The 20,781-nt window shown below is 67.7% G+C and carries 20 protein-coding genes and 2 pseudogenes; 6 read left to right on the forward strand and 16 right to left on the reverse strand.

Annotated features, from left to right (window positions below):
* Window positions 1–249, reverse strand: a pseudogene (locus VF631_RS08425) (hypothetical protein); the annotation flags it as partial.
* A 134-nt stretch (window positions 250–383) separates the two neighbouring features.
* The gene (locus VF631_RS08430; RefSeq protein WP_431849846.1) at window positions 384–527 is read right to left on the reverse strand and encodes a hypothetical protein; all 144 of its coding nucleotides are present in this window, start codon (window positions 525–527) and stop codon (window positions 384–386) included.
* Window positions 528–754: 227 nt separating this feature from the next.
* Here VF631_RS08430 and VF631_RS08435 point away from each other — a divergent pair, with 227 nt between their 5' ends.
* Together VF631_RS08435 and VF631_RS08440 are read left to right on the forward strand one after the other, a co-directional pair.
* Window positions 755–2,155: a sigma-54-dependent transcriptional regulator gene (locus tag VF631_RS08435; RefSeq protein ID WP_431849847.1), complete on the forward strand. Its 1,401-nt coding sequence runs from the start codon at window positions 755–757 to the stop codon at window positions 2,153–2,155.
* Between the two features lie 15 nt (window positions 2,156–2,170).
* Window positions 2,171–3,511 (forward strand): sensor histidine kinase, encoded by a 1,341-nt coding sequence (locus tag VF631_RS08440; RefSeq protein WP_431849848.1) that lies wholly within the window; start codon window positions 2,171–2,173, stop codon window positions 3,509–3,511.
* Here VF631_RS08440 and VF631_RS08445 read toward each other — a convergent pair.
* The 3 genes from VF631_RS08445 to VF631_RS08455 are packed head-to-tail and all read right to left on the reverse strand — an operon-like array spanning window position 3,504 to window position 8,461.
* A complete protein-coding gene (locus VF631_RS08445) occupies window positions 3,504–4,829 on the reverse strand; it encodes an FAD/NAD(P)-binding protein (RefSeq protein WP_431849849.1) in 1,326 nt (441 codons plus the stop codon). The two genes, VF631_RS08440 and VF631_RS08445, sit on opposite strands and share 8 nt — an antisense overlap.
* Window positions 4,826–5,278 carry an RrF2 family transcriptional regulator gene (locus VF631_RS08450; protein WP_431849850.1) on the reverse strand — a complete coding sequence of 151 codons (453 nt, stop codon included), beginning with the start codon at window positions 5,276–5,278 and terminating at the stop codon, window positions 4,826–4,828. The genes VF631_RS08445 and VF631_RS08450 overlap by 4 nt, the downstream gene beginning before the upstream one ends.
* Window positions 5,279–5,326: 48 nt before the next feature.
* Window positions 5,327–8,461, reverse strand: coding sequence for a DEAD/DEAH box helicase (locus VF631_RS08455; RefSeq protein WP_431849851.1), 3,135 nt, complete (start codon window positions 8,459–8,461; stop codon window positions 5,327–5,329).
* Between the two features lie 92 nt (window positions 8,462–8,553).
* On the opposite strand from VF631_RS08455, the gene VF631_RS08460 reads away from it, so the two are divergent.
* Complete coding sequence (locus VF631_RS08460) at window positions 8,554–9,948, forward strand: phosphomannomutase/phosphoglucomutase (RefSeq protein ID WP_431849852.1); 1,395 nt, start codon at window positions 8,554–8,556, stop codon at window positions 9,946–9,948.
* Between the two features lie 168 nt (window positions 9,949–10,116).
* Here the strand turns inward: VF631_RS08460 and VF631_RS08465 are convergent, their stop codons facing one another.
* From VF631_RS08465 to VF631_RS08505, 9 genes are all read right to left on the reverse strand, one after another.
* A complete protein-coding gene (locus VF631_RS08465) occupies window positions 10,117–10,875 on the reverse strand; it encodes a nucleotidyltransferase family protein (protein WP_431849853.1) in 759 nt (252 codons plus the stop codon).
* A gap of 2 nt (window positions 10,876–10,877) precedes the next feature.
* Complete coding sequence (locus tag VF631_RS08470; RefSeq protein WP_431849854.1) at window positions 10,878–11,990, reverse strand: CgeB family protein; 1,113 nt, start codon at window positions 11,988–11,990, stop codon at window positions 10,878–10,880.
* 79 nt (window positions 11,991–12,069) lie between these two features.
* Window positions 12,070–13,377 (reverse strand): ABC transporter substrate-binding protein, encoded by a 1,308-nt coding sequence (locus VF631_RS08475; protein WP_431849855.1) that lies wholly within the window; start codon window positions 13,375–13,377, stop codon window positions 12,070–12,072.
* Window positions 13,374–14,210 (reverse strand): carbohydrate ABC transporter permease, encoded by an 837-nt coding sequence (locus VF631_RS08480; RefSeq protein ID WP_431849856.1) that lies wholly within the window; start codon window positions 14,208–14,210, stop codon window positions 13,374–13,376. The genes VF631_RS08475 and VF631_RS08480 overlap by 4 nt, the downstream gene beginning before the upstream one ends.
* Window positions 14,200–15,081 (reverse strand): carbohydrate ABC transporter permease, encoded by an 882-nt coding sequence (locus tag VF631_RS08485; protein WP_431849857.1) that lies wholly within the window; start codon window positions 15,079–15,081, stop codon window positions 14,200–14,202. Before VF631_RS08485 ends, VF631_RS08480 begins: the two co-directional genes overlap by 11 nt.
* Complete coding sequence (locus VF631_RS08490) at window positions 15,078–16,175, reverse strand: ABC transporter ATP-binding protein (RefSeq protein ID WP_431849858.1); 1,098 nt, start codon at window positions 16,173–16,175, stop codon at window positions 15,078–15,080. The genes VF631_RS08485 and VF631_RS08490 overlap by 4 nt, the downstream gene beginning before the upstream one ends.
* Before the next feature lie 173 nt (window positions 16,176–16,348).
* Window positions 16,349–16,567: a hypothetical protein gene (locus VF631_RS08495; RefSeq protein WP_431849859.1), complete on the reverse strand. Its 219-nt coding sequence runs from the start codon at window positions 16,565–16,567 to the stop codon at window positions 16,349–16,351.
* Window positions 16,568–16,614: 47 nt separating this feature from the next.
* Entirely contained in the window at window positions 16,615–17,490 is an 876-nt protein-coding gene (locus tag VF631_RS08500) for an NYN domain-containing protein (RefSeq protein WP_431849860.1), read from the reverse strand.
* 11 nt (window positions 17,491–17,501) lie between these two features.
* Window positions 17,502–18,347 (reverse strand): alpha/beta fold hydrolase, encoded by an 846-nt coding sequence (locus VF631_RS08505; RefSeq protein ID WP_431849861.1) that lies wholly within the window; start codon window positions 18,345–18,347, stop codon window positions 17,502–17,504.
* A 106-nt stretch (window positions 18,348–18,453) separates the two neighbouring features.
* Here VF631_RS08505 and VF631_RS08510 point away from each other — a divergent pair, with 106 nt between their 5' ends.
* The gene (locus VF631_RS08510) at window positions 18,454–18,801 is read left to right on the forward strand and encodes a hypothetical protein (RefSeq protein WP_431849862.1); all 348 of its coding nucleotides are present in this window, start codon (window positions 18,454–18,456) and stop codon (window positions 18,799–18,801) included.
* Window positions 18,802–18,918: 117 nt separating this feature from the next.
* Here the strand turns inward: VF631_RS08510 and VF631_RS08515 are convergent, their stop codons facing one another.
* Window positions 18,919–19,608, reverse strand: a complete 690-nt coding sequence (locus VF631_RS08515) for a hypothetical protein (RefSeq protein WP_431849863.1) — start codon at window positions 19,606–19,608, stop codon at window positions 18,919–18,921.
* 268 nt (window positions 19,609–19,876) lie between these two features.
* Here VF631_RS08515 and VF631_RS08520 point away from each other — a divergent pair, with 268 nt between their 5' ends.
* Both VF631_RS08520 and VF631_RS08525 read left to right on the forward strand, forming a co-directional pair.
* The gene (locus VF631_RS08520) at window positions 19,877–19,993 is read left to right on the forward strand and encodes an SEC-C metal-binding domain-containing protein (protein WP_431849864.1); all 117 of its coding nucleotides are present in this window, start codon (window positions 19,877–19,879) and stop codon (window positions 19,991–19,993) included.
* 232 nt (window positions 19,994–20,225) lie between these two features.
* Window positions 20,226–20,498: a hypothetical protein gene (locus VF631_RS08525; RefSeq protein ID WP_431849865.1), complete on the forward strand. Its 273-nt coding sequence runs from the start codon at window positions 20,226–20,228 to the stop codon at window positions 20,496–20,498.
* 49 nt (window positions 20,499–20,547) lie between these two features.
* On the opposite strand, the pseudogene VF631_RS08530 reads toward VF631_RS08525, so the two are convergent.
* A pseudogene (locus tag VF631_RS08530) lies at window positions 20,548–20,781 on the reverse strand (hypothetical protein); the annotation flags it as partial.

Raw genomic sequence — 20,781 nt, forward strand, 5'->3', positions numbered from 1 at the left:
GGCCCGGAGCGGCAGGAAATCGTCGAAGCGGCCGCGCGTGACCGTGGAGACCGTGATCCGGTCGGCGGCGATAGTCTGGCTCTCCCCGTCGGGAGCATAAGCGTAAAAGCCCGTTGCGGCGAGCACGAGCAGGCCTGCGCCGATCGCGATCTTGACCCGCTGCGGGAGCCCCTTCTTCTCGACCGCGCGGTCCATCGCGCCGCCGCTCTGCGGCCGGACTTCATCGCTCTTCATTCGCACTACGCTCATGGTCGCCCCTCCGCCCAGCTACTCAGCAAGGGTTATGCCAGCCTGATCCGCGGACCATTGAAGCGGGTGCGCGGCGAGACTGTCCGTTTCCGGACAGAAGCTGTCCGTGGCCGGACATCCCGCACGCACTCGGTTCAAGCGGCATTGTCGGCTGCGCTGTGCGCGGCAAGCTCGAGCGGCTGCGGCTGAACGGAGACCGGTTCCAGCGCCGCCAGCAGCATCAATCCGCTGACCGCCATCCACAATGTCGCTACAAAGGCGGTTTTCACATTGGTCATCTTCATTCTCCCCTTGGGTCTTCGTCCCTGTGGACCCAAGCTCAGCACGAGGCGTGCCAACCGGGCTAAGTTGCTGAAAATCAAGCTATCCTGATAAAGTCGGCGAACGGCCGCGGCGGCGGGGCTGTCCGCAATCGGACAAGGATGTCCGTGATCGGACGCTGGCGCCGCCTGCCTGGCACACTTTTTGTTTCGCTTGGGACAGGACTGGTTTTAGGAGTGATGCCGTGAAACGGGGGGCCTTCTCACGCGCAATCGTCGTTGACGACGATCCTGACATACTCCTGTCGGCGCGGCTGTTGCTGCGCGACCTGTTCGAACGCGTCCAGACATTCCAGTCGCCCGAAGAAGCGCTCCGGGCGATGGACGAGGGCCATGTCGACGTGGTGCTGCTCGACGCGAATTTCGGCCGGGGCGCCACCAACGCGGCGGAAGGGTTTCACTGGCTTGCCGAAATCCTGAAACGCGATCCCGAGGCTGTGGTGGTGATGATCACCGCTCATGGCGGCGTCCAGATCGCCGTCGAGGCGATGAAGCGCGGCGCCACCGACTTCGTCTCCAAGCCCTGGGCGAACGAGCGCCTGCTGGCGACGGTCCGGACCGCCGCCGCGCTGCGCAATTCGCGCAAGGCTGCCATTACCGAGCGCAAGCGGGCGGCGGCCGTGACCGCCCCCGCGGCGGGGGGCGAGGCGCCACTGCTCGGCCATTCCCCGAGCATCGCGCGCGTTTACTCCCTGATCGAGCGAGCTGCCCCGACAGAGGCCAATGTTCTCATCCTTGGCGAGAACGGGACTGGCAAGGAGTTGGTCGCGCGCGAACTCCACCGCCGCTCCCGCCGTTCCGATCAGGTGCTGGTCTCTGTCGATCTCGGCGCAGTCGCCGAAAGCTTGTTCGAATCCGAACTGTTCGGTCATGTCAAAGGCGCGTTCACTGATGCTCGGGGTGAGCGGATCGGGCGCCTCCAGGCGGCGGACGGAGGAACGCTGTTCCTGGACGAGGTCGGCAATCTCCCCCTCCACCTCCAGCCCAAGCTGCTGACCGCGCTCGAGCAGCGTCAGGTAATTCCGGTCGGCGCGAACCGGCCGGTGCCGATCGACGTGCGCGTGATCGCCGCGACCAACTTGCCGCCCGAGCGTCTCTCGGACGAAAGCCTGTTCCGGCAGGATCTGCTCTTTCGCCTCAACACTGTCGAAATCGAGCTTCCGCCGCTGCGCGAACGCCGCGAGGACATTCTGCTGCTCGTCGACCACTATGTCGCGTTCTACTCTAAAAAATACGGCAAGCCGCCCCGCCGCCTGCCGTCCGAAGTCGCGGCAGCGCTGGAAGCCTATCACTGGCCCGGCAATGTCCGGGCGCTCCGTCACGCGGCTGAAAGAGCGGTGATTCTGGCTGGGGATGACGCCTTCACGGTCGAGGACTTCTCGCTCTCGCGCGCTGCGCCGGCGAGGATGGCGACGCCTACTCCTGCAGCGGTTACCCAAGCGAGCGACCTCAATCTCGATCGCGCCGAAAAAACGATGGTGGAACAGGCGCTGAAAAGGCACGCCTACAACATCTCGCTTGCCGCCGCCGAACTCGGCTTGACCCGCGCCAGCCTGTATCGCCGCATGGACAAGCATGGGCTCTGAGGCGGCACATCGAAGGTGAGCTTCCGCCGCACGTTCTTGTTCGGGTTGATCTGGCGTGCGGCCCTGCTGCTGCTTACCGTTTTTGCGTTCGTGGAGGCGGTGGAGCGGGAAGGGCTGGGCGCCGCACGCTTGCTCGCGGGGCTCATCTGCCTGGGCGCGATTGCCGAGCTCTGGCGCTTTGTTCAGCGGACCAACCGCGAGCTCGCTCGCTTCGTCGACGCGGTCCGCTTCGGCGATCTATCCCAGAACTTCACGCACCGTAACGAGGGAAGCGGCTTCGGCGAATTCGGCGAGGCGCTCGAGCAGGGCATTCGCCGCCTGCGCGAGGAGCGGCACAGGCTTTCGGATGCCAACCGCTTTTACGAGGCGGTGCTGGACGATGCGCCGACCGCTCTGCTGACGGTGGACGGGGAGGGCAGGGTCGAGCTCGCCAACAAAGCGGCGCGACGCATGCTCGTCCGGCACAAGGGTGTGCGGATCGAGGATTTCCGCGACTATGGCGATGCTTTCGCCGGCTCGCTGACCGACGTCTCGGTCGGCCAGCCCCGGCTGGTTCCGCTGACCCTCGATACGGTGCCGCAGACCGCGATGGTGAGCGCGGCGGCCGTGCATCGGATGGGCGGCACGGTCCGCGTCATCGCCGTTCAGCCGATCCAGGGCGAACTCAATGCTGTCGAGATCGCCGCGCAAAGCGACATCGTGCGGGTGCTCACCCACGAGATCATGAACTCGATGACGCCGGTCACCTCGCTTGCACATACGGCGGCGGATCTGATCGCGGAGGCGGATGGGGGCAACGACCCGGCCATTTCCGACGCGCGCGCCGCAGTCGAGACCTTGGCCCGGCGCGCCGACGGCGTGATGCACTTCGTCGAATCGTATCGCCAGATCAGCCGCACCCCGGAAGTGCGCCGCCGCCTGTTCGATGCGGCGCCTTGGGCGCGCGAGCTGGAAGCCCTATTTCGCGCTAGCCCGAGTGCTGAGGGCGTCGGCTTCAAGCTGACGGTCGTCCCAGACAATCTTACGATCGACGTCGATCCCGATCTGATGTGCCAGGTGCTGATCAACCTGCTCAAGAACGGCGCCGAGGCCGCGCTGGGGCATGCTTCCGTGCCGGCCGTCTCGCTGGCTTGCTTCCGAAGCAAGGGTGGCCGGCTGCAAATTGATGTCGCCGACAACGGTCCGGGCGTGCCGGAAGACTTGCAGGGTGACGTATTTCTTCCCTTTTTCACTACCAAGCCCAAGGGGACGGGCGTCGGCCTCAGCCTCGCCCGGCAAGTGGTGCTCGCGCATCGCGGCGCGATCAGTCTGGATCGGAGCCCCGAGGGGGGAGCTCTGTTCCGGATCGTTATCTAGCCGTCAGCGCGTCGGCCACGTCACGCACCTGGTGACGTATGTCGGGTACGGCGACAATCTCCCAGAACGCTCCGCGAGTGATCGGGCCGACCGCGCGGAGGGTCTCGCAAGCGCCTGCAACCGAGACGGTCCGGCACTGCCGATCCACGTCAATCCCGATCCGGCATCCGTCCGGCCGGATGCGGCCTGCGGCGAGCAGTGCGTCGAGCAGCGGCTCGCGAGCGCGGCTGATGTCGCTCTGCGGGCCGGTGCAGTTGACGATCCGGCGAACGCGGGTCGTGCTTTCAAATCCGCTTGTCCGGGAGCGCCAGCTTAGCCGCGCACCGCCGCCGTCCGCCACGACCGAAAGGATCCGTCCGGACCTGGCCTCCAGCTGCCCGCTCGAAATCATGCCCTCCACGCGTCCGGCGATGCCCGGCGCGATCCGGTGACGGTGCACATCCCACCAAGAGCGCAGGTGGCGCAGGAAGCGGCGGCGTTCGGCCAGCCCCGCCTCCGCCCAGATTGCCTGAGTGACGGGACGAAGCGAATCCACCGCGGCGCGCCAGCCGATCCGACCGGCCTTGATCCGCACCAAGCGGAGCAGATCGATGCAGCGCGGCTCTGGCATGTCCTCCGGCTCGACGAAAGCAGGCGCAGCGTCGGCATGGGCCCTGGGCAGAAGCCCACGGCGGCTAAGCGCCAGGATGCGGCCCTTGAAGCCTCGGCTGTCGAGGAGCAGGGCGGCATCAATCGCGGTCAGGCCGGTTCCGATCAGGAGAACCGTATCGCAAGGAGCCAGGCCCTCCGCCAGATCGGCGCCCCACGGATCGACATGATAGACGCCGTCCGCCAACCCGGCCGACGTGATTTCGCGCGGCGTCCCGGGCGGAAGATTGCCGAGCGCCAGCACGACGGCATCGGCCCCGATCCGCTCTCCCCCCCCCAGTCTCACCGTCTCCCCTCCGGCGGTGGCGGCGACGTCCAGCACTTCGGTCCGCTTGACGCTGAGCCGCTCGCCCGCCCTGCTCCGCGCGTCGTCGAGCAGGCTTTGCAGGTAGCGGCCGTAGGTGCGCCGCTGCGCGAAGCTGTTACCGTCGCCCTCGCCCCCCCGGGCGAGCCAGGCGGCAAAGTGGTCCGGCTGCTCCGGCAAGGCGCTCATGCCGGAAGCTCGGACGTTGAGCAGGTGATCGGCGTGCGGCGTGCTGTAAGCCACGCCCCGCGCCAGCCGATCTTCGCGCTCGACCAGCGACACGCGCGCGCCGCGCTCCAGCAGGCGGATGGCCTGGAGTGTCCCGGAAAAGCCGCCGCCGATCACGGCGACATGGGGAGGACTCAAAGCTGCGGTTCCAGCTCCGCTTCAGACGAGAACTCATCCAGCGACACCGGATCGGCAAGGCTCAGCCCGTCCAGGATGCGCGCCGTCTCGTCCCGGACCATCAGCATGACCCGGTGAAGGCGGCATTTATCCTCGCTCACGCAATTGCTGCACGGCTCGTAAGCAAGACGGCTCGCGCAAGGCAGCAGGCCGAGCGAGCCGCGGGTCAGTCGCACGATCTCGCCATAGCTGATCTTTTCCGGCGGCCGGGCGAGCCAGTAACCGCCCTCGCGCCCGCGCATCGTCTCGATCAGGCCGTCGCGCCGCATTTGCGAGAGCATCACGGTCAGGAACTTGGCCGGGATATTCTGCGCCTCGGCGATCTCCGTCAGCTGCACGGGCCCCTGGCCGAAGCGATCGGCCAGGTGCAGCAAAGCCCTGATCGTGTAGCGGGTCCGTTGCGAAAGCATGGGGGCTAAATGGCTTGGCTTGGCCGGGGTGGCAACCCGCGGCGCGGACTAATCCGGCACAAGCTCCTCCAGAACGGCACGAAGGCGGGCAAGGCGCTTGCGCGGGTCTTCAAACCGCTCCTTGAGCAGCAGGCGATCTCCCTTCTGCTCAAACCCGTCGGGCTGCCCGGCAAAGTCCGGTCGCGGGGTCAGGGCGATGGCTGCCGGCCCGGCATCAATCCTGGCTATGCTTGCCGCGCGGGCGAGCTGGCGCACCTGGGCGAGTGCGATCAGATCCTGCACTTCGGGTGGCAGGCTGCCGAATCGATCTTCCAGCTCCTCGCCGAGCGCATCGAGATCGGTGGTGGAGGCCAGGCGGGCGATGCGGGCGTAGAGGTTGATCCGGATCTCCTCTTCCGGGATCCAGTCTTCCGGCAGGCGTCCGGCAAGGCCGAGGTGGAGCTCAGGCGTCCAATCGTCGACATGCTCGCCGCGCGCGGCTCTGAGCGCCTGTCCGAGCAGACGCTGGTAAAGGCCGAGCCCGATCAGCTTGACGTGTCCGGCCTGGCTCTCCCCGAGCAGCTCGCCGGCGCCGCGCAGGTCGAGGTCGCGCGCGCTGATCGCGAAGCCCGCGCCGAGCTGGTCGAGCGCTTCCATGGTCCGGAGGCGCTTGGTTGTCGCGGGAGCCATCTCCACGCCCTCTTCCGTCAGCAGCAGCAAGTAGCCGCGCTGGCGGCCTCGCCCGATACGGCCGCGCAGCTGGTGGAGCTGGGCCAGGCCGAACCGGTCGGCGCGCCAGATCAGCATCGTGTTGGCGCGGGGGATATCGAGCCCCGCTTCGATGATGTTGGTGGCGAGCAGGATGTCGCCGTCCCCGCTCGAAAAGCGGATCATCTCCTCGTCGATTTCCGCCGCGGGCATTTTGCCGTGGGCCCGGCGGACGCGCAGGTCCGGCACGAGCCTGACCAGACGCTCGGCCATGGGAGCCATGTCCTCGATGCGCGGGACGACCACAAAGCTCTGGCCGCCGCGGCGTTTTTCCCGAATGAGAGCCGGTCGCACGAGTTCGGACGCGAATGCGGCGACGCTGGTCCGGGTTGGCAGTCGTCTTGCCGGAGGAGTGGTGATCAGCGAAAGGTCTTGAAGGCCGACCAGCGCACCCTGCAACGTGCGTGGAATGGGCGTGGCGGTGAGCGTCAGCACATGCGCACCTTGGCTGAGTTCGCGTAACCTGCGCTTGTCCGCCGTGCCGAAGCGCTGTTCTTCGTCGATGATGATGAGCCCGAGATCCTGGAACTCGACCCTGCCGGCCACTGCCTTTGTCCCGATAACGATCCGGATCGATCCTTTGGCAAGGCCCTGCTTCGTCTGCCGGACCTCCGCCGGAGTCGACAGGCGAGACAGCCCGGCGACCTCGACCCCGAACCGCGCGAAGCGTCTGCGGAAGAGCTCCAGATGCTGACGCACCAGAACGGTCGTCGGGGCGACCACCGCGACCTGCTTACCGCAAAGCGCAGCTGCCGCTGCGGCGCGAAGCGCGACTTCCGTCTTGCCGTAGCCCACATCCCCAACGACGAGCCGGTCCATCGGCTTGCCTGAAGCCAGGTCGGCGCGCACTGCTTCGATCGCGCGTGCCTGATCCTGCGTTTCGTTGAACGGGAAGGTGGCGGCGAACCTCTCATATTCCGAAACGGCTGGATCGAGGACGGGCGCGGTGCGACGCGCGCGCTCTTCGGCGAGCCCGATCAACTGCCGTGCCGTCTCTGCGATGGCGAGGTCGATCTCCGCCCGGCGCTTCTGCCAGCTGGAGCCGTCCAGCTTGTCGAGGGTGACTGCCTCAGCCTCGGCGCCATAACGCCACAGCCGATCCGCTTCCTCGACCGGCACTAGCCGTTGGGCACCGCCCGCCTGCTCCAGGCGAACGGCGTCCGCCGCGAGATCGTCTGTCGCGACCACCTCGATGCCGCGCAGAATTCCGAGGCCATGATCCTCGTGAATGACCGCGTCCCCAAGTTGAACGTCGGTAATCCCCTGCCCGAGCGGATCGGCGCTGCTCGGGCGCCGGGTGTCGCCCGCGCGCTCCCCGAGGATATCCACCGCGGTGACGACCATCAGCCCGTCCTCGATCCAGCCGCGGCCCAGTTCGACCGTGGCTGCCAGCACCGCGCCGGGCTCCGCGCGCAACACGTCCGCCCAATCACTCACCAGCCGGGGGGCTTCGCCCACGCGCCGCTCGATCCGGCGCGAAACGAAACGCACATCTCGGGCCGAACCGGCGATCAGGATGCGTTTGCCCTCGCTTCGGGCTTGGTTGAAGGCCGTCAGGAAGGCGCGTTCCGGATTGCGGGCTTCGACGAAACGAGCTCCCGTGATTTCTCCGCCGGGCGCGAGTTCATGGCGTGCCCGTCGTGCGAGCGCCTGATCCCAGGCACGGAACAGCACCGCCTCGGCTCGTTTGTCGGCCGCCTCTTGGGCGAGCTCGACGAACCTGTCTCTGCGCTCGAACGCGTCCGGATCGAGTGCCACGGCGGCCGCAGGCAGGTGATCGAACAGGCTGACCGCATCGCCTCCTATCGCCGGTTCGGCAGCAGGCCTGAGTGTAAGGACCTGGAGGTTCTCGCCGCCTCCAAGCTGGGTCACCGGATCATAAGTCGATATATTCTCAATCCTGCCCGTATTGACGTGGATACGGGTCGGTCGATCGGCGTCGGTCGGGAAGAGATCGATCGTGCCGGCCCGAACCGCGAACTCCCCCGGCTCATCGACGCGGTCGTCGGGGAAGTAACCGATCGCTCCGAGCTCCGCCGGCAGCGTTTCGCCATCGATAGGGTCGCCGACTCGCAGACTGAGCGGAGGCGCGGCGAAGGCGCTGGGCGGCGCGACCTTCTGGGCTGCGGCCGATGCGTCGGTGACGAGCAGCACATGCCGGCCGTCGCGATCGTGGAGCGCCGCCAGTGCCGCGACCCGCTGGCCGGCGATGGCGGGGGAGGCGGGCGCGCCTTCCCCCGGCAACGTGTCCGGGGGCGGGCACCACAGGACGAGCGCGGGGCTCAACGCCGCGACGGCGCGCGCGATCGCCTCGCCGCGCCCTTCGCCGGAAGCGACCGCGATGACGTCGCCTTGCGCGACCGCCTCGCACAGCCGCGCCACCGTCGGGCCGAGCGCGGCGTGGCGGCCGCGCTGATTGATTTCGTCCCGCGCCATCTCACCCCTTTGTCGAAGAAGCGGAACAACGAGGGCGGCACGCCGCCGTTCCAGCGGGAACCGACGCGGCCGAAGTTCATTGCGAGCACGACATGAACCAGCTTGCGCTCCGGCCTCGCCGCCACCCGCTCAACCCGGCGCTTCGCAAGACCTACGACCTTCGCGGCACCGTCGGGCGCACGCTGACCGAGGAGGATGCGCGCTCGCTCGGGCTGCGCTTCGCCGCGCTCGCCCGCGCGCGAGGACTGTCGCGCATCGCCGTGTCCCGGGATGGCCGACTGAGCTCCCCCGGGCTGGAGGCGGCTTTGGGGGAGGGACTGGTCGCTGGCGGGATGGCGGTGCACCGACTGCCGCTGGGCCCGACGCCGATCGTCTCGTTCGCCGTGCACCGCCTCGGGCTCCACGGCGGGATCATGGTGACGGGGTCGCACAATCCCCCTGACCAGAATGGCTTTAAGCTGCTGCTCGGCGGGGATCCGGTGCACGGGCCAGCGCTCGCCGGCCTATGGCAGGCGGAGCCGACTGAAGTCGCCGGAGGCTCGGTTTGCGACGTGGACGTGAGCTTCGAGTATTTCGCCGCGCTCGCCGCCGAAGTGGAAGGCCTGGAGCTGGGCCCGATCGCCTGGGACAGCGGCAACGGCGCAACCGGCGCGATGGTGGAGCGGCTGACGGCGAGGCTCGGCGGGCCGCACCACCTGCTGCACACCAGGATCGACGGGCGCTTTCCCAATCACCACCCCGATCCTTCCGTTCCGGAGAACCTGCTGGAATTGCAGGCGGCCGTGCGCCGGGAAGGGTGCGCGCTCGGCTTCGCGTTCGACGGGGACGGCGACCGCGTCGGCCTTGTCGACGAGACGGGCGCGATCGTCTGGGCGGACCAGCTGATGCTGCTGCTCTCCCGCGACATGCTTCGCGAGCGGCCGGGCAGCGCGGTGGTGGCGGACGTCAAGTCGAGCAACCTGCTGTTCGACGGGATCGCGGCGGCGGGCGGGCGGCCGGTGATGGGCCCTTCCGGCTATGTGCTGGTGCGCGAGCGGATGATCCGGGAGGGGTCGCCGATGTCGGGCGAGATGAGCGGGCACATCTTCTTCGGCGATCGCTGGCACCATGCCGACGACGGGCTGTACGTCGCGATGCGAACGCTCCGCGCGATCGCCCGGTCCGGCCGGAGCCTGCGCGCGTTCCGGGAAAGCCTGCCGGCGACCTACGCCACGCCCGAGCTGCGCCTGGCCTGCCCCGATGCGGAGAAGCAGGCGGTGCTCGCCCGGGTCGCCGCGCGGCTCGAAGCCGAAGGGGCCGCGGTGGACCGGACTGATGGCCTGCGGGTCAGCACGACCGAGGGCTGGTGGCTGCTGCGCGCGTCAGGGACGGAGCCCAAGCTAACCGCGCGGGTGGAGGCAAGCTCGCCGGAGGGGCGGGAGCGCCTGCAGGCCGAACTGTTCGAGCGGTTGGAGGATGCCGGGACGAAGCCTGGCGAGCGCGGCTAGAGTAGAGCATGATCAGTTCACCTTGAACCGCTCATCCTGAGGAGCCGCCGAGCGAAGTCGAAGCGGCGTCTCGAAGGACGGGTGCACGGCCCTTCGAGACGGGCCTCCGCCGAGCTCAGTCCCTCCTCAGGATGAGCGGCAGTCTGATCATGCTCTAGCTCGTTCGTATTAGGCGACGAGCGGCGGTTCGGCGGTGTCCTGCGGGACGGGGCGGAGCATCTGCATGGCGGAGCGGTAACCGTCCAGCGTGCCGACATCGACGTAGGACTCGCCGGCGCGGACGCCGACTGCTTCGCCGCCCTGGGCCAGCCAGGCGTTCACCAGGGTGCCGACATATTCGTCCGGCTCCGGCCGGGCACGCCAGAAATCGTGCAGTTCGTGAAAGACGTGGCCGGGCATCTTGAACGCGCCCCAGATCCAGTTCGAGCGTGCGTCGGGCGACTTGACCTGGATCTCCTCGACTCGGCCCGCCGCGTCGGTGACAACCGCGTCGAAGAAGCGTGGCTGCTCGACCGGGAAGAGCAGGAAGGAGAGCTTGTCGTCCGGCAGCGCGCAGAGCGCGTCTTCCGGGAACCAGATGGTGTCGGGCAGGCCGACCAGCACCGGCTCGTCCTTCGGTACGACTGGGCGGGCGCGGAAGATGGCGTCGCACAGGCCGGTGGCGCGCGGCTGGACGACATAGGCGATGTCGGCCGGAGTGACGCGGCCGGTGCCGTAATATTCCATGATGTCCGATTTGCCGGGCGAGATCACGAAGCAGATCTTGTCGGCGCCGGCGCGGACCATGCGCTCGACCAGATATTCGCTGACCGCCTTGGGCCGCTCGGTCAGCGCGTCCGAGCGTCCGCCGACGGGGAGCAGCTCTTTCGAAAAAGCGAGCGGCTGGATGCGCGTACCGTTGCCCGCCGCCGGGATTACGCCCCACATGCTTATTCTCCCGCCATCAACATGGGCTCGCTCGCCTGGGTGGAGGAGCCGCCGATGTCGCGCAACAGTTCCACCAGTTCGCGGGCGCGGTGTTCGGAGGTATGTTCGTCCAGCACCCGCGCGCGGGCAGCGGCACCCATCCGCTGGACTTCGCCGGCGGGCAGGTCGAGCGCGGCGACCGCGTCCGCAGTGTCGCGCGCGATCAGCACTTCCGAACCCGGCTCGAAAAAGGCGTCCAGCCCCTCCCACCAGTCGCTGAGCACGGCGACGCCGCAGGCCGAGGCCTCGAACAGCCGACCCGACGGGCACCAGCCCATCTCCGCCATGTCGCGCCGCGTGACATTCAGGGTCAGACGCGAGGAGCAGAAGAAGCTGGGATGATCGGGCGGCGGCAAATGCTTCACGAAGAAGATGTTGTGGGTCCAAGGGAAGTCGGGCGGGTAGTTGGCGCCGCCGAGTACGAAGCGCTGCTCCGGCCGCTGCCGCGCAGGCCCGATGAACAGGGTTTCAAGCGCCTGCTGCCGATCGGCGGCGTAGGTGCCCAGATAGGAGATGTCGCCGCGGAAGGGCTCGGCCGGTGCGGCCGGTCGATGCTGGACCGGATCGACATGGCCGTAGAGGGGCGCGGTTCGCCTTGCGCCGAGGCGCGAGCGGAGCGCCCGCAGTGCCTCGCCGCCGGTATAGCTCAGCACCAGATCGAAATCGCCAAGGCCGTGTTCGGGCAAGTAGGCGACCGGCTCGCCCGCTCCGAGCCGGGCCAGCGTGACCGGCGTGTCGAGGTCGTAGAAGACGGAAAGAGCGGGGGCATGGTCCGCGATCAAGGCGGCGGCTGCGAGCGCGTCGGGGCAGTAGGAGGTGACGAGCGCCACGTCGGCGCGGCGGACTTCGGCCTTTGCTCGCCCAGCAACGCTCTCCCACTCGGGGTAGAGGATCAGCTCCGCGTCGCCTTCCAGCCGATGAAGATCGCGATTGTTTGCGTAATAAGGCACGTCGCGCTCGAAGAAGACGATCTGGTGGCCAAGCCGGGTCAGCGCGCGGATGAGTCCCCGCCACAAGGTCGCATGACCATTTCCCCAGGAAGAGCTTACCGTCAGGCCGAAGATCGCAAACCTCAAACCCGATACCCTCCCGCTTCGGCCGAGATCGAACCGCTTCCGAACCGATTGGTTCCGGCGCTGGCGCTAGCAGTCACTTTTAGAACGTGTTCGCGAGGAACTCGTTGACGCGCCGCTCGGCGTCGGCAAGCGCCCGGGCGCTCGTTTTCTGGCCGTTGAACGCGGCGGCCACTTCCTCGCCGATGATCCCTTCGATCGCGTTCTGGCGCTGAACGCCGGTCGGCAGCGGGCGTCCGATGCTTGCGAGCGGACCGATGTCGGCGCGGTGCGGGAGCGCGCGAAAGGCGGGGCTATCCACCACCGCCTTGAAGGCCGGCAGGTGGCCGGTGCGCGCCCACTCGCCATTATGTTCAGCGACGTGGCGGAAGAAGCGGGCGATGGCGTCGCGCTGCTGCGGCGTGCGTTCGCGCTTGGGCACGGCCCAGGCATGGCCGGAAACGTAGGAGGCGTCGCGGCCCCACAGGCGGGGATATGGGAAAACGGCATAGCCGTCGTGGAGCGGGCGGCCGGGCATGTTCGCCTCCTTCTCGAACGAGCCGATCATCCAGGTGCCGGTGGGGTAGACCCCGCCCTCGCCCGAGACGAAGCTGGCGATCGCGGCGGGCGTATCCTGGTTGAGCGTGCCCAGGCGTTCGACGCTGATCCGGCGGAAGAAGTCGAGGATGCGAACGGCTTCAGGCGTGGTGAGCTCGATATGCCGCGCGTCGGGGAAGAAGGCCGCGTCCTGCGCGAGGAGATAGGTGTAGAGATTGCGCGCGGCGTAGGCAGGGTCGCCGACCAGGCTCTGGATCAGGTATGGCTTGCCCGTACGCGCCTTGAACTGGCGCGCCTGCGCCAGGAACTCTTCCGGGCTGCGGGGCAGGACCGGCTTGCCGTTCCGCATCAGCCCGGCCTGCGCGAACAGCCTGGTGTTGACGTGGAACAGGCCGCCGTGCGTGTCGAACGGAAGGCCGTAAAGCCGGCCGCCGATCGTCGCGGCGCGAAGACTGGCCTCGGTCAGGCTCGATGCGTCGAGGCCCGCAGCGCGCAGGTACGGCTCGATGGGTTCGAGCAGCCCTTCGGCGGCGTAATCGGACAGGACGCCGGTGTGCATGGTGACGAGGTCGGGCGGATCGCGCGCGGCCATCTGCGCGGTGAGCTGGGGATAGCCGGGCCAGGCGACGACGTTGCTGCTGACGCGCACGTCCGGGTTCTGCGCGTTGAACTTGTTGATCGTTGCGGTGATGATCCCGCACTCGCCTTCGGCCTTCGCCGGATCCACGGCGCGGCCATATTCGGCGCCGCATTCGCCAAAGAAGCGCTGCAGGTAGATCTCCGCGCGCTCGTCCTTGCCGCCGCCGCACGCCGCGAGGAACAGCGTGATCGCCAGAAGCAGGGTGCGCCTCATTTCACCGCCGTCCCGGCCATGGCGCGCACGATCTGCTTCTGGAAGATCAGGTAGACGATGAAGATCGGGATCGAGGCGAACACGGCTTGAGCCATCAGGAAGCCCAATCCGCTGGTCTGAGCATAGTTCATCTGCGCCGAGGCGAGACCAACCGTCAGCGTATACATGTCGCTCTTGGTGGCGGAGATGAGCGGCCACCAATAGCTGTTCCAGGTGCCAAGGAAGGTGAACACGCCGAGCGTGGCCTGCGCCGGCAGGGTGAGGGGGAGCAGCACCTTCCAGAACGTCCGGAAGCGAGACGCGCCGTCCAGCATCGCCGCTTCGTCGAGATCACGGGGGATGGCGCGGAAATATTGGGTCATGAAGAAGACGCCGAACGGCCCGGCGAGACCCGGAAGGATGAGCCCCGGATAGCTGTTGTGGAGGCGCAGGTCGGCGAACAGCTGGTGCTGAGGCAGGATCACCGCCTGCTCTGGGATGGCGAGGCCCAGCAGCACGAAGATGAACAAAGTGCGGCGGAACGGGAATTCGAGCCGGGCAAAGCCGTAACCGGCGAGGCTGCACAGGACCAGAACGCCGATCGTTGTGCCGATCGAGACGAGGAGGCTGTTACCGAGCCAGCGGAATACCTGGTTGCCGCGCAGGATCGAGGCGTAATTCTCGAGCGTGTATGGTGGGGCCAGGGCCGCGCCGCTATTGCCGACGAGTTCGGCATTGTCCTTCAGAGACAGCAGCAAAGTCCAGACCAGCGGCGCCAGCATGAGCGCGGCCGCGAGCAGCACGCCGGCGAGCGCGCCCGGTGACCAACCCGTCCGCCTTGCGTCAGCGGCCACCTTCGCCCTCCCGGGTGCGGGAGGTGGCCCAATACTGGGTGAGCGTCACTAGCAGGATGAGCAGGAAGAGGCTCTCTGCGACCGCCATTCCATAGCCCAGCTCCCAACGCCCGAACGAGACCTCGAAGATGTACAGCACCACGGTGCGGGAGGCGCCGCTGGGGCCGCCGGCGGTGAGCAGTTGCGATTGGCCGAACATCTGCAATTGCGCGGCCGTTTGCAGCATCACGACCAGGATCACCGTGTGGCGCAGCGAGGGCAGGGTGATGCGCAGAAAGGTCTTCCAGATGCTCGCGCGATCGAGCGCGGCTGCTTCGTACATGTCGCCCGGGATCTGCTGCAGGCCAGCGAGGAACAGCATCATGGGCAGGCCCAGCGACCACCAAATGGTGGTCAGCGCGAGCGCCCAGAGTGACCAGGTCGGGTGGCTGAGAAAGGGAATAGGCTCGGTGCCGAGCGCTTGCGCGGCCTCGCCGAGCAGCCCGGCGTCCGGCGCGAGCACAAAGCGCCAGATCAGCGTCACGATGGTGACCGACAGAACGGAGGAGGAGAAGAAGATGCCGCGGAATATGGCCGCGCCGCGTGTGGCTCGGTTGAGCGCGAGGGCCAGGGCGAGTGCGATGGCGGTGAGCACCGGAACGATCATCAGCGCCAGCACCAAGGTGTTCGTCAGCGACTGGATGAAAGTCGCGTCGGCGAACAGGCGGGCATAGTTGGCAAAGCCGACAAACGATCCACCGCCGAACAGGTCGACGCGCTGAAAGCTCAGGCCGATCCCGCGCAGCAGCGGATAGATCAGGATGACGAGGTAGATGAGAAGAAAAGGCGCGACAAAGGCGAGACCGCTCCAGCGACGCGTCGCCCCGTTCACGCGGCGTGCTCTTCCGCGTGGTGGCCCGCGCCGTCGGCATCGAACAGGTGGGCAGCGCCGCCGTCGATCCGCAGGCCGACCGTGTCGCCGGTCCGGACCCGGCTATAGCCCTCGTCCTCCGCGGTGATCGCCAGGCCATCCGCTAGATGCGCATAAACGAGGGTGCGGTCCCCGAGGCGCTCGACGAGATCGACCTTGCCGACAGTGGTGGCATGGCCGACCGGAGACACGGTGACGTTTTCGGGCCTGAGGCCTAGCTGGAGCGGCCCGCCGGCCAGGCCGTTCGGCACGATCCGCGTATCGACCTGCGACCCGTCGCCGAGGCGCACACTCGCGAAGCGGCCGCCCGCGGAGAGCATTTCGACCGGCGCCAGCGTCATGGCGGGCGAGCCGACGAAGCGGGCGACGAAGGTGTTGGCCGGGCGGCTATAGACTTCCATCGGCGGGCCGACCTGCTGGATCGTGCGATCGTTCATGACGACGATGCGATCGGCCAGCGTCATCGCCTCGGCCTGGTCGTGCGTGACCATGATGAAGGCCGCATCGACGCGGTTGCGCAGCTGGGCGAGTTCGATCCGGGTGCGGGTGCGCAGCGCCGCGTCGAGATTGGACAAGGGCTCGTCGAGCAGGAACAGCTTGGGATGCTTGACGATCGCGCGGCCGATCGCGACGCGCTGCCGCTGACCCCCGGACATCTGGCCGGGCTTCTTGTCGAGATGGTCCTCGATCTCCAGCATCCGCGCCGCTTCGGACACGCGGGTCTCGATCTCTTCCTTGGGCACGCCGATGTTGCGCAGGCCGAAGGCCATGTTCTCGCGCACCGTCATGTGCGGGTAGAGGGCATAATGCTGGAACACCATCGCGACGCCGCGATCGCCGGGCGGCAGCGTGTCGATCCGCACGCCGTCGAGCACCACCTCGCCGGAGTCGGGCGTCTCGAGACCGGCAATGATCCGCAGCAAAGTGGATTTGCCGCTCCCGGACGGCCCGAGGAAAGCGACGAACTCGCGCGCCTCGAGTTCGAGCGAAACGCCGTCCAGCACGCTGGTGGCGCCGAACGACTTGTAGATTTCATGAAGGTGCAGGCTGGCCAAATTCGTCCCTCGTCACACCACTGTAACGCGCCAATTCGCGGGCGTCACGGGGGGACGTAGCGCCAGAGGCGGCCGGAGGACAGCGGATCGGGCCTGGAGAGTCAGAAAGGGCGACTCCCCGATATTCCGGCCGATCCGGATCAGTTGCACGGCCGGCGCCGCCGCCGCTCGGGCTAGGCCCCTTCCGCTTCCGTCTCGCTCGGGCGCACGGCCTTCTCGCACAGCAGCCGCAGCTGCTTGGTGATCGATGGCCCCTGGAGGTGGGCCTCCACCTGGTCGTGGCGCTCTTTCTTGAGGCGGGCGCGGATCTCGGCGGGATTGGCGCATTCGCCGGAGCGGGCGAGTTCGAAAGCGCGTTCGAGCGTGCTGGGAGTCGAGTTCATGGACGCCATATGGCGAGCCTCGCCCGCCGCGCCTAGTCCGTTCGTTGTCGAAACGATCAGGAGCGAGACAGTGAGCCGATCGCCGCCGGCAGGCGCTCCAACAGCGATTCGCCGCGGGCGGCGCCGGCGGCCGGGGCAGGCGCGCGATCCTTGTTGCGCTTGTCGGCGACGTAGCTCTGGCCATTGCCCTCGGCGCGGACGATGTCGAACAGGCCGGTGGCTTCGAACAATTTGGGGAAGTTGCGCGCGCCGTAATTGCGCGGATCGATCGGCGCCTGGCGCTTGGCGGCGCTGCCGGCGGCGGAGAGATTGGCCCAGCCGTCGTCGCCCGCCGTCGCCTCGACCGCGCCGCGCAGCACCGCGACCAGCTTGGCGTCTTGGGCGAGCGAGCGGGCAGCGGCAGGCGCCGCCGCTGGTCTGGCGAGGGGCTTGGGCGCGCGCGCGGCCTCCTCTTTGGCGGGAGCGGCGACTGCCGCTTCCTCGCCGAGACTGTCGAGATAAAGGAAGGTCGAGCAGGCGTTGACGAACGGCTCGGGGGTCTTGCGCTCGCCAAAGCCGTACACCTCGTGGCCGTTGGCGCGCAGCTGCATGACCAGCGGCGTGAAATCGGCGTCGCTCGACGCGATGCAGAAAGCGTCGGGCTTCTGGGTGTAGAGCAACTCCATCGCGTCGATCACCAGCGCCATGTCGGTCGCGTTCTTGCCGCGCGAGTAACTGAACTGCTGGATCGGCCGAATCGCATGCTCGTGCAGCCGGGTGGTCCAGCCTTTGAGGCCAGGGCTCGCCCAATCGCCATAAGCGCGCCGGATGTTGGCGATGCCGTATTTGGACAGCTCCGCCAGCATCGCCGCGATCTTGCCGTGGCTGACATTGTCGGCGTCGATCAGGAGCGCGATGTTGCGGTCGCGGCGCGGATTGGGGTCGGTGCTCATGGCCCGCCCTATCAGCCCACCGCCTCCAGGATAAGCGCCATCGTCGCATCCGGCTCGTCCCATTGGGGAAAGTGGCCGCTATTCTCGAACCAGTGGAGCCGCGAGCCCGGAAACGCGGCCTGCGCGCGGGTCGCCTGAGCCGGCAGGCAGAGCCGGTCGTGGCGGCCCCAGCCGATCGTCACCGGGCCGGAGCCGGGCGCGGCCGGGCCGGGCTGGAGCGGTCCGTAGGCGAGGTCCTTGATGAGCGCGTCGAAGGTCGGCGTGTCCGCGAAGCTCTGCAGCTCGGTCTCGACCGTGTCGCCGTCCAGCGCCCAGGGATGCGCCGAGAGTTGCGGCAGCAGCGCGGTGCGGGCAATCGCGTTATGCCCGAGCGCGGGCAGCGCGCCGCGCAGCACCCGCAGCAGCGCGACCGACGCGGTCAGCGAAACGTCGATGAAGCCGCGCTCCCAGCCCTGCCAGAACCCGCCGGGATCGAGCGCCACCGCCGCCCGTGTCCGCCCGCGCCGCGCCATCTCCAGCACCAGCCGCGCGCCCATCGAGCTGCCGACCATGTCGATGCCGGCCAGCCCCTCCGCGTCCAGCCATTCGTCGAAGCTCCGAACGAGGCCCTCGAAAGTGCCGCTGTCGGGCTCGGCGGGGCTCGCGCCGTGGCCGGGCAGATCGGGCAGGATGAGCTCGCGCTGCCCGGCCAGCGCGGGCGCGACGAGGCTCCAGGCGGCGCGCGTGCTGCCGAGGCCGTGGACGAGGAGGAGCGGCTTGCCCGAGCCTTGGACGGAATGCTGGATGGTCATGCGCCGGTGAACGACTTGGCCGGGAAACGGGTCCGGACTGGCAGCGCGGCGTGCCCCGAAGTTCATGATGTTGGCGGTCGCCCGCTCTCTTCGCGATGCCGTGCAGGACGGGCCCGCCTTGACTTCGCCCGATTCTGCGCTGACCCCTGCCGAAAGGCAGGTGGAGCAGCGCGTGGCACTGGCTTGGATCTTGGCGGTGCAAACGGCAGCGTCGCCCGCGGCGCTTACGGCCACCGTCCCGATCGATTTCGATCTGGCGAAGGTCCGGCCGGGCGACGGCGAGGCGGACGGGCGGCTAGGTTGCCGGGGCGGCGATCCGGCGGAAATCGTGGTGTGCGGGCGGCGGCGCGGCGGCAATTATCCGATGGAGGAGATGGCGCGCCGCTACGCCTTCGAGCCGATCGTCGCCGAGACCGGCATCGGCGGCGGCTCGACTGCGCGCGCCTATGTCGAATCGGTCGCGATGCCTGACGGGCAGGTAAGCAAGCGCGCCATGGTGGGCATCAAGCTGCCGTTTTGAACATTTCGGCTGCAGTGAGCATAGCTGGTCGGCCGCCGAGCGGGGCATGATCTCGGGCTAGCAGAGCGACGCTTCAACGCACTGCGGCAGGAAAGTCGGTGTTCATCGACTTCCAGTTCACCGCACCATCGAGCCCCTGCCCATTTCGTTGGAGATGGGCTTGAAAGCGTCGCCGGCGCGCCGGCTGGTGTCTGCGCAGCCGGCTTCGCGCAGCCGCTTTCCCGTTTTAGCGATCTGCCCGATTGTGCCGATCGTCTGTCCGATCGCCTGGCCCACATCTTCGGGCTTTGTGGCGCCGACGGCAGCCATATTCTCCAGCATGATCTGATCGCGCAGCGCGTCGCAGGATTCGGCGCTCGCGGGCGGCGGCGCCGTGAGCTCGTTAAGCTCATCGGTAATGGCGGATGTGAACAGGCCGAGAGTGAGCCCTTCCGATCGGAAGGCTGGGGAGGTTTGCTCGTCAGGGGAGTCTCCGCGCTCCACGTCGGCAGTGACACGGGTGCCGCGGCCCTCGTCGATCGGTTCGAGGTGGGCAGTCATGCGGGTTGCAACCTGATTGCCGCTCATCACCACGAAAGTGATCGAATTGGCAGTGCGCTCGGTGCTGAAGACCGGCGTCACGCCACCCGAACGCGAGGCATCGGTGCCTGGATTGCCCGGCTGGCGGCGAATGTCGAGATCGGCAAGCGCCTCCATCACCTGGGCGGGCGGACGGGCGACTTCCTGGGTGGAAGCACCGGTAAGCGCCCCAGTGTACCACATCCCGCCAAGCACCACCGGCGTCAGAAAAACGAACGTCTTAGACATGTTATCCTCCCCTGCGTCCAGGCAAGCTAGGCGGGGTGGTCTTTCGATTGTGTTGAAGGCGGGTTCGTCCTTGGACAAACTGCGGTTCTAAACCAAGACGGGTGCGGAACGAGCTTTACTTCCCCGCCGTCCGACAATATCGGCCCGCTTCCGCGCAATTTTGCGCGCGCAGAAGAGGAGGCCGACATGCCACGCATCGACAATCACGACCTCCCTTGCTTTCGAGGTCACCTCAAAGCGTCGTAAGGGTTTCCCGTCCGAAACGCGGGTGAAGCGGGGCCTCCGCTTCGTTCGCGGCGGCGAGAAGGAGCTGGTCGAGAAGCTCGGCCGCAATGATCCCTGTCCGTGCGGCTCGGCGAAGAGCTTTCAAGCGCTGTTGTCTTAAGCTCGGCCGGTTTCGACGGGTCCGAGCGCGACGATTACTGGCGCGACTGAGCGGCCGCCGCACCTTCTGACAATCAGAGATCCGCCGGGCGCGCCCGGCCGGAGGCAATCCATGTATGTTCGTTTCATCACGCCGTGGGGCGGTTGCCGCGCGGCGCCGATTGCGGCCTGTTCGGCCCGGCTTACGCCTGCGCGCGCGACGCGGAGGTGCCGGCCGTGCTGCGCGAGGCCCTGTGGGCGGAGATCGACTGGTTCGAGCAGAACCTGCCGGTGCCGAACCGCTCTGGGTCAAGTCGCGCCGGCGCTGGCGGGCGGACGGCATCTGCTGGTTCGTCGACGACGCCCGCGAGATGATCGCCCGCGCCTTTGCGCTCGCTTCGCTGATTGGCGAGGCGGGCGTGCCGGCCCACAAGGTCGCTACCCGCCGCCCGGGCACGATCCTGTATCGCGATCGGTGGCAGATCGTCGCCAAGCCGGAAGAGGCGACGCCGGTGACGTGGCACTGACGGGTTCGCCGTGGCTCCTTGCGGGGCCACGGCGGGGTGGCAGGCTGTGCTACCGGCTCAGGATGACGGTCTCGACCGTCTCCAGCTCAACCTCGATCAAGCTCCGCTCGCGATCACAACGGTGGCAGTGGGCATAATCGAACACGGCGCCGAGCACCCACTCCTGCTGCCTTGTGTCCCAGTTGGCCCATGCATCGCGGCTGACTTCGTCGGAGCCGCAGACGCTGCAGATGATTGCAAGGCGCTTGCCGGTCAGTCCCATGGCTGTACTCTGTCCGGCCTG

The organism is Allosphingosinicella sp. (genome assembly GCF_036387615.1).
Classification (GTDB): domain Bacteria; phylum Pseudomonadota; class Alphaproteobacteria; order Sphingomonadales; family Sphingomonadaceae; genus Allosphingosinicella.